The 13,804-nt window shown below is 52.6% G+C and carries 12 protein-coding genes; 6 read left to right on the top strand and 6 right to left on the bottom strand.

What is annotated here, in order from left to right:
• Positions 1-57: 57 nt before the first annotated feature.
• Both GOV80_RS20535 and GOV80_RS20530 read right to left on the bottom strand, forming a co-directional pair.
• Complete coding sequence (locus GOV80_RS20535; protein WP_237215966.1) at positions 58-849, bottom strand: class I SAM-dependent methyltransferase; 792 nt, start codon at positions 847-849, stop codon at positions 58-60.
• A gap of 62 nt (positions 850-911) precedes the next feature.
• Positions 912-1,832 (bottom strand): sulfurtransferase, encoded by a 921-nt coding sequence (locus tag GOV80_RS20530; RefSeq protein WP_170787377.1) that lies wholly within the window; start codon positions 1,830-1,832, stop codon positions 912-914.
• A 266-nt stretch (positions 1,833-2,098) separates the two neighbouring features.
• On the opposite strand from GOV80_RS20530, the gene GOV80_RS20525 reads away from it, so the two are divergent.
• From GOV80_RS20525 to GOV80_RS20515, 3 genes are all read left to right on the top strand, one after another.
• Positions 2,099-3,379 carry a tetratricopeptide repeat protein gene (locus GOV80_RS20525; RefSeq protein ID WP_170787375.1) on the top strand — a complete coding sequence of 427 codons (1,281 nt, stop codon included), beginning with the start codon at positions 2,099-2,101 and terminating at the stop codon, positions 3,377-3,379.
• Between the two features lie 383 nt (positions 3,380-3,762).
• The gene (locus GOV80_RS20520) at positions 3,763-5,409 is read left to right on the top strand and encodes a tetratricopeptide repeat protein (RefSeq protein WP_170787374.1); all 1,647 of its coding nucleotides are present in this window, start codon (positions 3,763-3,765) and stop codon (positions 5,407-5,409) included.
• A gap of 186 nt (positions 5,410-5,595) precedes the next feature.
• Positions 5,596-5,991: a rhodanese-like domain-containing protein gene (locus GOV80_RS20515; RefSeq protein ID WP_170787372.1), complete on the top strand. Its 396-nt coding sequence runs from the start codon at positions 5,596-5,598 to the stop codon at positions 5,989-5,991.
• A 57-nt stretch (positions 5,992-6,048) separates the two neighbouring features.
• Here the strand turns inward: GOV80_RS20515 and GOV80_RS20510 are convergent, their stop codons facing one another.
• Positions 6,049-6,945 carry a LysR family transcriptional regulator gene (locus GOV80_RS20510; protein WP_170787370.1) on the bottom strand — a complete coding sequence of 299 codons (897 nt, stop codon included), beginning with the start codon at positions 6,943-6,945 and terminating at the stop codon, positions 6,049-6,051.
• Positions 6,946-7,104: 159 nt separating this feature from the next.
• Here GOV80_RS20510 and GOV80_RS20505 point away from each other — a divergent pair, with 159 nt between their 5' ends.
• Together GOV80_RS20505 and GOV80_RS20500 are read left to right on the top strand one after the other, a co-directional pair.
• Positions 7,105-7,515 carry a GFA family protein gene (locus tag GOV80_RS20505; protein ID WP_170787368.1) on the top strand — a complete coding sequence of 137 codons (411 nt, stop codon included), beginning with the start codon at positions 7,105-7,107 and terminating at the stop codon, positions 7,513-7,515.
• A 31-nt stretch (positions 7,516-7,546) separates the two neighbouring features.
• Positions 7,547-7,741, top strand: a complete 195-nt coding sequence (locus GOV80_RS20500; RefSeq protein ID WP_170787366.1) for a DUF1059 domain-containing protein — start codon at positions 7,547-7,549, stop codon at positions 7,739-7,741.
• Positions 7,742-7,985: 244 nt separating this feature from the next.
• Here the strand turns inward: GOV80_RS20500 and GOV80_RS20495 are convergent, their stop codons facing one another.
• The 3 genes from GOV80_RS20495 to GOV80_RS20485 form a co-directional block, all read right to left on the bottom strand.
• Positions 7,986-9,701, bottom strand: coding sequence for an adenylate/guanylate cyclase domain-containing protein (locus GOV80_RS20495; protein ID WP_272871076.1), 1,716 nt, complete (start codon positions 9,699-9,701; stop codon positions 7,986-7,988).
• Positions 9,702-9,990: 289 nt separating this feature from the next.
• The gene (locus GOV80_RS20490; protein WP_170787365.1) at positions 9,991-11,274 is read right to left on the bottom strand and encodes a carbohydrate porin; all 1,284 of its coding nucleotides are present in this window, start codon (positions 11,272-11,274) and stop codon (positions 9,991-9,993) included.
• A 55-nt stretch (positions 11,275-11,329) separates the two neighbouring features.
• A complete protein-coding gene (locus GOV80_RS20485) occupies positions 11,330-12,376 on the bottom strand; it encodes an aspartate/glutamate racemase family protein (RefSeq protein ID WP_170787364.1) in 1,047 nt (348 codons plus the stop codon).
• Between the two features lie 253 nt (positions 12,377-12,629).
• On the opposite strand from GOV80_RS20485, the gene GOV80_RS20480 reads away from it, so the two are divergent.
• The gene (locus GOV80_RS20480; RefSeq protein ID WP_170787363.1) at positions 12,630-13,688 is read left to right on the top strand and encodes a helix-turn-helix domain-containing protein; all 1,059 of its coding nucleotides are present in this window, start codon (positions 12,630-12,632) and stop codon (positions 13,686-13,688) included.
• Positions 13,689-13,804 lie beyond the last annotated feature (116 nt).

Genomic DNA, 13,804 nt, shown 5'->3' with positions numbered 1-13,804 from the left:
ATTGTCTTTCGACCATGGCAAAGATCGTAATTGAGAACTGAGCCAGTGGTCGTTGACCTATGCCGCGGCGACGAAAAGGTGCGCTTCTTGCGGTACGTGCAATACGCCTTCTTTGTCATATCTAGACAAAGCGTCTGCAACCTCTTCCACGACCTTTTTGGTGACGTCAGCACCTGCATCCCTAAGATCAGTTTCGATTGGCAGCGCCATGATTTGCGCACGAAGATCAATAAATCTTCGCTCTAGTACCAACGGCTCGTAACGAGCTATCTTGAAGCCTGCATCGACCAACAAGTTCGAAATGAGGTCCCCATCTCGAAACGAAAAAGGCGCTCTGGCTTTTACTGCGGCATCTGTTCCAACATGCCGTTCGAGAGCTTTTGCAAGCGCTCCATTGAAGGGCGACACTGCGCGCCAACATGTCAAAAATAGCTGACCGTCATTGCGTAAGATCCTATGAACTTCCTGCAAAGCGGCGGATTTGTCGGGGAAGAACTGAAGCCCCTGTTGTATGAAGGCATAGTCAAACGTAGCATTTTCGAAAGGTAACTCGGTTACATCTGCTGCATACCACTCGAGCACATGACGACAATCCGGCTGATTGGACTGCGCGACCTCAATCATGGTTTCGTTCAGATCTACGCCAACCACCCGCCCTTCGCCCGTCAGTTTCCTTGCAATCTCTCGCGTCAAAGCCCCGGTGCCGCATGCAATGTCGATGACACAAGTCCCGCTTCGAAGCTGAACCTTCTCCATGGTTGCTTCAGCCAATGGGCCGAACATCGCAGGCACACTATGGTTGTTGTACTTCTGCGCAGCTTCTTTGGTCAGCCGAAAATTGTCCGTCATCAAAAAATCCTCCTAGCAACGCGTCAAAAACGGACCACCCTCAGTGACCCAAAATCGTAGTCTCACGATGTTTCAACCGGCAGGCTCTCATCGGCGCTCCACTCAGCCCATGAACCATCATACAGGCGGGACTTTTCAAACCCCATTTGGCGCAGCGCAAGGAGCCCACAAGAAGCAGCTATGCCACGGCCGCAATAGGCGATGACCTCATCGTCAGTTTGAATTCCCTTGTCCTGATAGTGCTTGAGGAGCTTGGAATGATCCGCCAACTTGAATGACCCACGTTCCTTTAGTTTAGCTGCACGTTCGGATATGGGTGTGTGTGCCAAGTCCGGATCGATGTTCGATATCGCCGGTATGTTGACCGCACTGGGGATATGTCCCGAGCGACCTCCCCATGTGTGAACTCCGTCGCCTCGGAAGAGGTCGTTTGGTAGAAAGTCCACAATTCTGACTCCGGGCTTACCCATCGCATCCAAGACATCAGCTTTGCGGGCAATCCAATTGCTCTGCACTGTTGGTTCAAAGTCACCATGCTCAACGGCTAGATCGCCAGTTTCAGTGGTCCGACCTTCGAGTTTCCATTGCTGCAAGCCGCCGTCCAAGACCCGCACGTTGTTATGGCCATAGTGCGAAAGTGCCCACCAAAGACGCGCAGACGCCAACGGAAGCCCGGAGTCATCGTAGACCACGACATGACTGTCGTTGGAAACACCCAACTCTCGCATCTTTTCCCCAAAATCCTCTGGCCCGAGCATCATATCGGGAGTGTTCTGAGTGCTGTCTGCAAGCTCTGTCGACATGCCAACATACACTGCGCCAGGAATGTGCTCGGCTTGGAATTCGCTCCTATCATCATAGGCCACGCCCTTGCCGTTTTCCTCCCTAAACTTCCAGCGAACATCAATGATGCGTAGTTTCGGGTCAGTCAGGTTATCTGCCAACCAAGCCGTATCAATGAGCGGGCGGGTTTGGGTAGTCATACCTACGTTCTCCTCTAAACGGACGCGGGTCGAGCCGTATGCAATAATCCCCAAATTTGGTTTCGGAGTCCAATTTTGGAAAATCGATATTTGATGAAGCAACTATGGTTTGAACGGCTTTTAGATGATTTCATGAGACTTCTGAAAGAAACGGATGCTGAAATCATGGCGCCTCGTACCGTCGATTTCCTTTGACTCGTTTATGGCTAGGCATGCTCATATAGCTAACTGACGGACAGGTTTGGTACAGATAGTGGAAGGTTTGGATGCTTGAAGATCGATACGGAAGCCCGCTAACGACCACATCACAAACTGCGCGAGACGCGTACGTTGAAGGCATCGACCGTTTCCTGGGTGCTTTTGATGGTGTTGAAGAAGCCTACCGATCAGCAATGCGGGCAGATGATGGTTTTGCTATGCCGCATGTTGGGCTTGCGCGCTACCTTGTTACTGTCGGGCGTGGACAAGATGCAAAGCGTGAAATAGCCGTCGCAAAAAAACTTTCGCATGGCGTCAGCCCGCGCGAAGCCGCCCAGATCGACATTATCAGCGATCTCATTGAGGGGCGTGCACCGCAGGCCTACAGGCGCATCCGAGATCACGTCGCAGACCATCCGCGAGATATTTTGCTTGCTCAGACATGTACCAGCGTATTTGGCTTAATAGGGTTTTCAGGTCGGGCTGGTCGCGAGGCGGAGCAGCTTGCTTACACAACCATGTTGAAGCCACACTATGGCGACGACTGGTGGTTTCTCTGCCAGCATGCATTTGCCCAGATGGAGGCCGGACAGATCGGCCCGGCCGCGGAAAACATTGAGCGCGCACTTGAGTTGAAGCCAGACAGCGCACACAGTGCACATGTCAGGGCCCATCTCTACTATGAGAACGGGGAGACGGACGCTGGCTACGCTTATCTTCGCGAGTTCTGGCAAGACTATCCCTTAACAGCGTATCTGCACTGCCATCTCAGCTGGCACGTCGCTCTGTGGGCGCTTGAGAGCGGCGATGTGGCAGGTATGTGGAAGCTGTTCGATGATTATGTTTCCCCCGACCGACCTCCTGCGCCGCCACTTAACGTTTTGACTGATAGTGTGGCAATTGTTCACCGCGCCTTTTTGGCTGGCGAGCAAATTCCTCAGGAGCGTTGGCAACAACTCAGCGACTATGCTGTTCAGTTCTTTCCTTCACCTGGCTTGGCTTTTGCGGATGTTCACGCTGCTCTTGCGCATGCGATGGCTGGAAACAGAGAGCGTCTGGAAGCAACCATTGACGGCGCAAAGGGACCCGCAGGCCCCACCGTTGCTTCGGTAGCAGGCGCATTCCGTGCCTTGGCGGATGGAAATGCGGACGAAGCGATTGAGAAATTCGTAAGTGTCATGTCTGAGCACGAACGCCTTGGTGGTAGCCGGGCGCAACGCGACATTATTGAGTTTTCATTGGCGCATGCGCTGGCAATATCGGGACAATCGAATGAAGCTCGACGTATCCTCAACATGCATCGACCGCATACCTCTCACGACCATGCAGTTGCCACTCTAGAAGGGTAGGGTGCCCGTATTTATGACGCCCGCAATGAGCTCAAATTACACGTTTTCAACGCCAGTTAGAACAGAAGCTGTCGCACGACGTTACCAGGCCCCAAAAGTGTTGGTTGGCGGAAAAGACCAACCTGACTGCCGACATCAGCTTTCTCAAAAGCCCGTCTTAGGTGTGCGAGCGGTGTTTGTGGTCTTGTCGGTGGGCTACTGTGGATGGATTGGACGGTGCGTCACGCACGTAGCCGATAAGTTGATCAGTCGCCAAGAAGAATGCTTCGATCAAATGGGGCTCATATAAGTCGGGTCTATGCCTTGGGTCGGCTTTGATGTCGCCAGTATCGAGAAACAGCCCATTGTGGTAACCTCCTACCTTTAATTAGGGGGTTATTGTGATGGAATACTATGATCTCGGTAGCTACAGCCGAAAGATCACAACCTCGTCGGACGAAGCCCAGCTTTGGTTTGATCGTGGTTTGGCTTGGACTTATGCGTACAACCACGAAGAAGCGATTGTATGCTTTCAGAATGCCGTGGCTGCGGATCCAAATTGCGCAATGGCGCATTGGGGCATCGCGTATTGCATTGGGCCGAACTACAACAAGCCCTGGGAAACATTCGAAGAAGACGAGAAGCCTGACTGTATCGCCTTGGCAAAAGCGTCAATCGAGGCTGCTGCGTCGTTAAAGGACAAACTGACGCCTGTTGAACGCGCGCTCATCGAAGCCATTCCGGCTCGTTATCCATCCTCATCGGATATTGAGGATTTCAGCCCGTGGAATGATGCCTTCGCTGACGCGATGCGAAAGCTGCATGCTGAATTCAAACAGGATCTCGACGTTTGCGCCCTCCTAGCCGAGGCACTCATGAATCGGACCCCTTGGCAGCTTTGGGACTTGCCGACTGGGAAACCAGCGGATGGAGCCGATACACTTGAAGCCATAGCAGTCCTCGAAACTGCATTTGATACACTCCCCAGAGCATGGGAGCACGCAGGGCTCCTGCACATGTACATTCACCTGATGGAAATGTCGCCAAATCCTGAGCGAGCCCTTCGCCATGGTGATGTGCTCAGCACGTTGGTGCCTGAAGCCGGGCACTTGCTTCACATGCCCACCCATATTGACGTCTTGTGTGGAGATTACATGAACGTTGTGTTGCGTAATCACAAAGCCATCTTGTCAGATCGAAAGTTCCTGGAACGCGAAGGTCCTGACAACTTCTATTCCGTTTACAGGTGTCACAACTACCACTTCAAAATCTACGGAGCGATGTTTTTAGGGCAGCCAACGGCGGCACTGGAAGCTGCCGATGAGCTTGTCGAAACTTTACCTTCAGAGACACTTCGACCAATGGCTGATTGGTTCGAGGCGTTCATTCCTATGAAACAACATGTATTGATCAGGTTTGGACGCTGGCAGGCTATCCTTGATCAGGATTTACCTGAAGATTCGGAGCTCTACAGCGTCACTATCGCCATGATGCGGTATGCAAGGACGGTTGCCTTGGCCAACCTACACAGGGTCGCTGAAGCCGAGAGTGAAAAAGCCAAGTTCTATGATGCTCTGGCCAGAGTTCCTGAGACCCGAATGCTGTTCAACAACACATGTCGGGACATTCTGAAGGTCGCTGAGCAAATGATGCTGGGTGAGTTGGCCTATCACACAGGAGAGCACGAAACGGCCTTTGATCACCTGCGAAAGTCAGTGGAGATCGACGATAACTTGCCATACGACGAGCCCTGGGGCTGGATGCAACCCACCCGTCATGCGCTGGGTGCTCTTCTTCTTGAACAGGGCCAGATGGAGGAAGCCGAAGCTGTTTACCGTGCAGACCTTGGCCTGGATGCAACGCTTAGCCGGGCCTGTCAGCATCCGGGCAACGTCTGGAGCCTGCATGGTTTGCACGAATGTCTCACCCGGCGCGGTGAAACGGTCGAAGCCGCCCACATTAAGCTACAATTGGACAAGGCCGCTGCCCGCGCCGAGGTGCCGATAAAGGCGTCGTGTTATTGCAGGCAGAAGGCGTTGGCCGCCGAGTAATCTCGGATCAACAGCAATGGCTGGGGCATTTGCGAGGCCCGCTTCTGCCGTTGATCGGGAATTGTTTAACTTCGTTGATGGCAACCGTCTGGGCGACCACAAGACCGGCAATCATCGCTTGGATGCCGTTTTGCGGTAAATCAGCCGCATGGTAGCATCGCGTAGGATTTGCAGTCGGGGGGCAACATGGTCTTAACATTCGCACAAATGGAAGCTCAGGAAATATCCAAAGCAAATCCAATTTCAGCAACTGACGCGCTGGCAGTACTGATCGAAGACCCCAACGCACTTGTGGTGGACGTGAGGGATAGTGCTGAAATGGCGGCCACGGGTCTCAGCCCGAGAGCAATTCCGGCTCCTGGTCGCGCCGTCGCTTGGATGGCAGACCTTGAAAGTGAATACAGATCTCAAGAGTTACAGGATCGTGGAAGGCGAATTTTCACCACCTGTGGCGGCGCTCCTAGTTACCGAGGCGCGGCAGCGGCAAATGTATTGACTGCGATGGGTTTTCAAAACGTGCAGTTCATCGATGGAGGGATGGCGGCTCTGATCGCAGCTGGCTCCTCCACAAAGCAGCCTTAAGAAACGGCGAAACCAACGGTCTTGAGCAAACAGAGCAGAGGGGTAAATAGATACGTCTCAGCTTCCAGAGTTGTGTCTCGATACGACTTGCGACTGAGATTTAAGCCAGTTGACGAACACCTTAGCCTCGGGGCGCTGAAATTCTGCCTGCGTCTGGATGTAATAGACGCCGAAGAGAGGCTCAGAGAACAATTCAATCATCCGACCAGATGATAGATCGTCCTCGAAAAAAGCTCTGGCGGTATACGTGATACCGTCACCCCGGCGAACCGCAGTCATGATCAGGTTCCCCGGCATGTGATTTATGGTCAATGGTTCGGCAGGAACAACCCCGTGATAGGTGAACCAGTCAGCCGCCTCGTTGGTGCCCAGTTCCTGCAACCAGGGCAGCTTCGTCAGAGAAGCCGGGTCACGCAGATCTTGGCCTCCCACCAGTGAAGGTGCCCCGATCACGACCATGTCGGAAACAAGGACAGTATCCTCTTCTTTTCTCGGCATGCGTCTGTCGTGATACCGAATGGCGACATCGATGCCGCCTGGTCTTATCTGAACCAGTTCAGAAGTTGGGTTCAGCATCAAAGTGATCTCTGGATGCTCACGTTGAAACTCTGCCATTCTCGGCAACAGCCACTCCACCGCGAATGCTGGTGACATTGTCACTTGAACGGGACGCTGCGCTGTGTGTTCTGCCAGTCGTTCGACACCCCTTCCAATGATTTCAAAGCCGATACCCAGTTCACGCGCAAGAATGATGCCTGGCTCTGTCAATTCAATGCTGCGCCCACGTCTAACAACGAGAGCTACACCCAAATGCCTTTCCAACGATTTGACCTGCTGGCTGACAGCCGCTTGGGTCACGTTCAAGCGTTCAGCAGCCACGGTGTAACTCCCAGCTTCCGCAACCGCTGAGAAGGCGCGCAAAGCGTTCATTGGGGGAAGGTGCAGCCAGTCCATGCTGTAGATTTTCTAATGTTTGATTAGACTATTTGAGTCGCATGATATCGGCATTCTTGACATTATTCACAGTGAAATCTGCGCTTCTATTATAAAATATTGGAGCGGATGCTTTAGTGCTGATGTCAACCTAGCCGCATGCCAGGAGATCTTGATACGATGGAAAAACTTCAAGGTGGATGTTACTGTGGTGCTGTTCGATACCAGATCGCGACACCACCTGTCTGGTCGGGACATTGCCATTGTCGTTCATGCCAAATGGCCCTTGGTGGCGCCTTTGCAACTTGGGCTAAAGTGGCCGCCGAAGACTTCGCCGTTATCAAAGGCGAAATCCAACACATTGAGAAAACTCCGGGTATTCGCCGCGGGTTTTGTCGGGACTGTGGAACGACGTTGACCTATGCCGCCCTAAATGAAGTTGAGGGCCAAGACTGGAGCGCTGACGCTTGGTTTTCTTCTGTAACGTTGGACGACCCATCGATTGCGCAACCCAAGGCCCACATCTTCGTGTCACATCAGCAGCCATGGATAAAACTCGACGACGGGCTGCCGACGTTTCCTGAGTTCTAAGCAACTTTTCGAGCGAACGGAGGAGAAAGCGATGAACACTGTTTATTCATATGCCTGCAAGGATTGCGAGGGCATGGAGGCCTGCCCAGGGAAAGTGATCGCAGCGACCAAGGACGAAGTCTGGAAGCTCATGGAACTGCACGCGGTGGTCGCCCATGGAGAGGACCCCAGCTCGTGGGACGCCGACACTCGGGCATATCTGGAAACACTAATAAAGCCCGCGTGATCAAATAAATTAAGCTTCAAGTTCCTTCGGATAATCGGCCAAAAATATCAACTTGGTTGTTTAACCGCGAAGGGCAGCTTTCGTCTGCTACTGGGAAATTGCTGGGCCCATTTGTGAGTATCCGGGTTTGGACTGCGGCCTACCGCCAAGGCGCCTAGAAGCGCACGGCCATCACGAACCCAAATCGGAAACTTGTGAGATTGGTTTGCATCACAAACCATCCTGCTTCAGCGAAACCCTGCTCCTATTCAGGCAAACCGGCTAGTCGCAATGACGCACAGTCTTTCTCCAGCCTTTTTCTGTCAGAGAAAAGTTGAGTTTTCGCCCAGGCCGAAATGGAAAACAGAGGGCGGTATTTCATCACATTCCGTGCTTCATCGCGAGCGGCCTCCAGGTTCTCTGTCTCTACATGGACGATTACGAGGTCGAGGTGACCAAAGCCTTCAACCCTTTGACCATATTCGGTGAATGCTTTCTTGGCTTCCTCGTATTGACCGTCAAGTCGAAGGGCTAAACCCAGAACGCCTGCATACCAACCTGGATAGTGAGGGTTCAAGGTAATGGCCTGTTGTGCGACTTGGATCGCTTCATTTGCCTGGCCATTGAAAGCTAGGGTGATTGACAGTCTGGCAGCCACGTCAGCGTGGTTTGGATTCAGCGCTAGTGCCTCGTTGAACTTTTCGATAGCCGAAACCAGCTTGCCATCGATTGCGTCCGCAAAACCCGCAATAGCGTGAGCCTCTGGGTTGTAGCTGTCTATTTCCAGAGCCCGCTGAGCGCAGTCACGAGCCTCCGCTAGCGCGGCACGCTGGTCAGCAACAAATCCATGTCGTGCTTCGACAGTGCAAATGAATCCCAAAGTACAATACGGAGCCGAGTAACCCGGGTCGAGTTCAATTGCCTGTTGTGCAAATCGGCGAGCGTCGGCCTGAGCTTCCCTGGTAATTCTGCGCGAAGCCTCAACGGCCTTTAGTTGAGCAGTCCACGCGCCAAGGTTATTTGTGCCGGATCCTCTGAAACGAGCCATTTCTCCCGCCAACAGTTCGACTTGAAGCTCGGTTGCAATCCTAAGCGCGATTTCATCCTGAACTTCGAATACATCTTCAATGAGGCGATCATAGCGGTCTGCCCAAATATGCATGCCGGACTTTGCATCGATTAGCTGTGCTGTGATCCTCACCCGGTTACCGCTTTGACGGACACTTCCCTCAAGTACAAGATCGACACCCTGCTCCAGACCGACCTGTTTCACGTCAACGGAGCGACCTTTGTAGACGAATGTAGAGTTACGCGCGACGACCAGTAAATTCGGGAGTTTTGATAAAGTGGTGATGATCTCTTCGGTAATTCCATCTGCAAAAAACTCCTGATCGGGGTCAGAAGAAAGATTATCGAAAGGTAAGACGCCGATTAGCAGAGACTTTGTATGGCTAGCCGGAGTTACTCGCGGTGGGGCAGAACCTGGCGGCGACCATTGGAAAACTTCTATTGGTGACGGCGCGTTCTTAAACTGTCGCTCTCCAGCGCGATAAAATTGCTCAGCGAGGCGCTCGTCAAGGCTGCGATGGACGACATCTGAAATTAACACAGCCCCTTCGTTGGAAGCCTCTTGTAGACGTGCAGATAGATTGATGCCATCGCCGAAAATGTCATCTTCGTCGAATACGACATCTCCAAGATGCACACCCACTCGTAGTTTCAATGAGGACTGAGTTGACACCTGGCTTTGAAGATCAAGGGCGCATCGTACTGCATCAGATACCGAGTTAAACTCGACTATCCATCCATCACCCATCCTCTTAACGACATTACCTTGATGATCGCTAACCAAAGGATCAAATAACTCTCGACGTAGAACACGAAGTTCGCTGAGAGTCCTATTTTCATCTGCCTTAATCTGGCCTGAGTAGTTTACTACATCGGCCGAGAGTACTGCGGAAAGTCTGCGGTCTCCATTCATGTCTATTGGTAACGCAAATTACGCTGCTTGGAAAAGACAACATGATTTCCTGAACGTCGCGCATGTCCTAGTGAATGGTTTGGTGCAAAACTGAAAAGCTTGACTGTGAATGCCTGCTTCGGGCTGGACCTGCCAAACATGCAAGCTGCGGAGAATGGCCGCTTCGAGCCCATCTTGACGAATGCCGCTGTTCATTCGAAAGACTGCAACACGTAATAAACCTGTCATTGGAGCTGCATTAAAGGCACTGATTGTTGCGGTAGCCGAAAATAATTCGATTAACCACTGGCTAAAATGTAACTCTCGCCCGGACCCCGAATACGGTGACCGATTTTTCGGCTGGATTGAATACCGGATTGGAAAGAAATTGAATGCTGGGGGTAATCGCCAGATTTTGAGCAACTTGCCATCTGTAAAATAACTCTGCTGCGATCTGGCTTTCATCGGTGTTTTGAACTTCTCCCCAGCTGGCACCCATGCCGATCATACTGTCACGGAATACTCCTTTAGTGAAACCAGCAGAAACGAGTTTTTGGTAAAGTGTGCCAGCCCCGTCCTTGGCCCAGGCAATGCGGCCGAACGTTCCAAGACGCTGTTCTGTAAATGTGTAAGAGCCAGTCAACCCTGCTCCGTAATTGGCGTCATCTGTATGCCAAAGGGCTATGTGTAGGTTGTTGAAAAGGTAGGACAGGCCAGACAAGTCCTGATCGGTCCAGCCGAATTCCAACGCTTTGAAATATTCTCCGTCACCAAGTGTTTCCAGCGACAAATCATCATAGCGCCCATTGGCATCCATGATCATGCCCAAGACATAGAGTTTGCTACGGGGAATCCCGACATACCCCCCTACGCCAAACGATCCCGCTGAAGGGTAACCAATGGTCGGGCTGAGAATGATGCTGTTGTTTTGGAACGTCGTCAGGTTGTCCGAGTATGGTGTAATGTCGAATTGGGAAAAGGCGCTCATTCTGCCGACCCGTAATTCGATGGGTGCGTCGCCAACATCTAATCTTTGCCGCAACATGAAAACAGGAAGCCCCCAGCCTTGATTGCTCCAGTCCGGTGCGGTCGTTCCTGCCCATCCAAAATTCGGAGCCAGAGCTTCGGGAGCCAGAGCCGTACCGACGCGATGTCTGTTTTCGACCCGTATGTCCAAAGTCCCTGTTCGGGATTTATCGGTACGCTCCCATAGATCCCAACTGATATAGGCCCGGAAAATTCCACCGGTGGCACTGTCCTCTCCGGCTTCGTTATTCGCTCCCTGCGTTGCGAAGTTATAGTCGAAACCCAGCCTGACACCCTTGTCTTCGGCAATCCGCGATTTCCAATCGTTCCAAGGTTCAAGCGCCCGGTCGATACCTGGAAAATCAAAGGTAGTCTCTTTAGGCTCGTTATCCGCTTCTATTCGCGCCGAAACTTCGTTGGGGCCGCGAGGGATCGTTCTGGCTTGACCTTCGGACACAGTTGGTGCCGAGAGCTCCTCTGAAATGGCGACACCGGGAGCGGCAATGCCTAAGGCCACGGCCAGCAGTATCGATGCCATCGACTGGTTGGATTGTTTTTGGCCTATCATTCATTTTGCCTGTGTTTTGAAACGATTGACTGAGTCGGATCTGACATCAATGGTTTTAGATAACCCCGTAGAATGGTCGTCTGAGACAGCCGTCGTGGATCCACTTGGTAAGCGTGGTGTAATCCCACACAGGTAATCTGACCGCATTCTGTACCGCATGTGCGGCGGGTGGCAGTTCTGTGCATTCCAGCAAGATTGAGCCGATTGCCGGATCTTTCTCTACGAGCGACCGCGCCATCGCAACGATCTCCTGCTCCAGCAACAACATGTTATAACTCCCGACCAAGTTCAGGACTTTCTTCATTTCCGGACCATTCTCCAGTCCTCCAATGACAATCCTGTTCGCCTTGTCTTCTGGAGAGACACCGCAATTCTCAATCGCAGGCCCCGCCGCAAGAACTTCGCCGCTCGCAGTAATGACACCAACCTTTTTCTTCCTCGGCAAGCTTTGCAGAATTGTTGGAAGCTGAATGAGGCTGGAAGAATAGAAAGGTGTGTCAATCTGTTCGGCGACAGCTTTCTGATAAGTTCCAAAGAAACCGCAATTCCCCATGATGGCGCGCACCCCTTGAAGCTCCAGCCAGCGCGCCGCCTTGACGATTTCGTCCGTGAAGGCTTCGGGAGGTTCGAGCGCCATTATGTCATACGGGTTTTCCGGCAGCATCTCGCGGTAGAGCAGCGGGAAATCGAATGTCGTTGCATTGCCCATATTACCCGGTGCCATCGGTAGGTGCGCTCGGAGTTGTATTAAGCCAATCGTAACGCCACCGACATTGCGTCCCATCCACCAGTTCACGTTGGCGTCCCTTTCCGTGGACGGCACGTAGTAATCACTGGTTGGCTCGCCTGGCTTCAGCGTCTCAGATGGAGCTGTGTATTCAGCGGGAACATCCGACGGTGGGCTATTGCTGTAGACCGCCTGGGCATCGGCACGGCCGCCAACCATCATCGTCGCACCGATGGCGCCACCAGCCACCAGCAGTTCGCGGCGTTCAGGCGATTGCGGGGCGCCCTCAGCGATATCTGCCGGGGTATCGCCATTCCCCTTCAGTCTCGAAATCTTTTCGCTGTAAGATTGATTGTTGTCGACATGATCGGTCATGTGAATTCCTCCTCGCAGCCACTCTGGCCAAGTTCCACGGCCCTGGCAGACAGGACCCGCAGAATCCGCTCTATGTGAGTTCAGAAAAGCCCATCTGCGCTTTGGCGTCCTTTCTTTCTCGGACGACGCCGCCATTTAACTGACCGAGATTGAGTGGTACGGTCAGATTCCATTCCGCAGTGTTCATAATTGGTGTTGTTATGGAAGAATGCGCCACCAGACTAATTCCCCTGTCAGTAGTCGACGGCCGGATATGAGTGAACTCCCCCTGATCCGGCTAAATTCGGCTGCGGTATTGGTCGCCGCGCTGGACAAGATGCATTTACCCACAGATGCCATATTGGATGGTGTCGGCCTAAAGCGATCCGCATTCGAAAATGCTGAAACTTTTGTCCCAGCGTTGGTAATTTACCAGTTTTGTGAAGATGCGGCCGCTGCCGCCGGAGATCCGGCATTCCTCGCCCACCTCGGAGAGGCTGTGAACACCGCGACATGGCCGCCCATGGTTACCGCCAGCGCCGAAGCCTCAGACTTGGGCCAATTGCTCACGCGTTTTGCTATTGAAGCAACGGAACACTCCAGCGCTCAAACGCAATCCCTGGAAATTCATGGGGATCGGGCAGTATTTTACGGGCGCCGGGCTTTTGAGCCGTCATTTGTTCCCGCGCAAATCGATGGATTTTTTGCAGCAATGATGGTGTCGGTCATTCGTCGAGCAATGGGTGACGATTGGAATGCACATAATATCGTTGTGACAGTAAGCGACCCGAGTGCCCTACCGCCACTGTTTTTGGGCATCAAGGCGATAAGGGGAGATCGGCACGGATACCGACTTGGGTTTCCATCAAGTTGGCTGACAACTCCGTTCCACCGATCCGAATTTGAACAACGCTCTACTATGGACGCGACCAGTGGGTTTCCTGCGCGCAAGGCCGCAGCCGCAATCGAACAAGCTCTTCGACCATTTGTTGGTGAAGTAGCTTTGACATCGCAGTCAGCCTCCAAACTCTGCGGAAAATCAGAACGCAGCATTTCAAGGTTGCTTGAAAAGGAAAACACCAGCCTTGGTGAAATCCTCGTCCACCTAAAGACAAATTACGCGGTCGAAATGTTGAAGCAAACCGACCGACCTATTGGAGATATTGCCGACGCCCTTGGATATTCGGCCCCAACCAGTTTTACGCGCTCTTTCAAGGAATGGGTCGGGCAAACCCCGAGTGAGTTCAGACGGCAGGCTAATACTCGGCTTCTCGCTGAAGCGGACAAGAGCGGAAGAAGTTTGATAGCGGGCGTTGCCGCCGAACGCGGCTAAATTACGCTTTGTCCGCACAGCGGTCACTGATGCACTGCGCAGCGAACGACTGCTCTGAGCTGATGTCGTTGAAAAACTCTTCCTTGATTGAGAGGCAAGCTGCTGATTCAATTCTC

It is taken from the genome of Ruegeria lacuscaerulensis, from assembly GCF_013034685.1.
Taxonomy (GTDB): Bacteria; Pseudomonadota; Alphaproteobacteria; order Rhodobacterales; family Rhodobacteraceae; genus Ruegeria; species Ruegeria lacuscaerulensis_B.
The sequence above is the reverse complement of the archived record's forward strand: the minus strand, read 5'-3'. Positions and strand labels throughout refer to the sequence as shown.

Coding starts and splice junctions, on each gene's coding strand:
- GOV80_RS20505 (WP_170787368.1), top strand. CDS start 7,105: ATGGAAAAACTTCAAGGTGGATGTTACTGTGGTGCTGTTCGATACCAG.
- GOV80_RS20500 (WP_170787366.1), top strand. CDS start 7,547: ATGAACACTGTTTATTCATATGCCTGCAAGGATTGCGAGGGCATGGAG.
- GOV80_RS20530 (WP_170787377.1), bottom strand. CDS start 1,832: ATGACTACCCAAACCCGCCCGCTCATTGATACGGCTTGGTTGGCAGAT.
- GOV80_RS20515 (WP_170787372.1), top strand. CDS start 5,596: ATGGTCTTAACATTCGCACAAATGGAAGCTCAGGAAATATCCAAAGCA.
- GOV80_RS20535 (WP_237215966.1), bottom strand. CDS start 849: ATGACGGACAATTTTCGGCTGACCAAAGAAGCTGCGCAGAAGTACAAC.
- GOV80_RS20485 (WP_170787364.1), bottom strand. CDS start 12,376: ATGACCGATCATGTCGACAACAATCAATCTTACAGCGAAAAGATTTCG.
- GOV80_RS20495 (WP_272871076.1), bottom strand. CDS start 9,701: ATGAATGGAGACCGCAGACTTTCCGCAGTACTCTCGGCCGATGTAGTA.
- GOV80_RS20510 (WP_170787370.1), bottom strand. CDS start 6,945: ATGGACTGGCTGCACCTTCCCCCAATGAACGCTTTGCGCGCCTTCTCA.
- GOV80_RS20480 (WP_170787363.1), top strand. CDS start 12,630: ATGAGTGAACTCCCCCTGATCCGGCTAAATTCGGCTGCGGTATTGGTC.
- GOV80_RS20490 (WP_170787365.1), bottom strand. CDS start 11,274: ATGATAGGCCAAAAACAATCCAACCAGTCGATGGCATCGATACTGCTG.
- GOV80_RS20520 (WP_170787374.1), top strand. CDS start 3,763: ATGGAATACTATGATCTCGGTAGCTACAGCCGAAAGATCACAACCTCG.
- GOV80_RS20525 (WP_170787375.1), top strand. CDS start 2,099: ATGCTTGAAGATCGATACGGAAGCCCGCTAACGACCACATCACAAACT.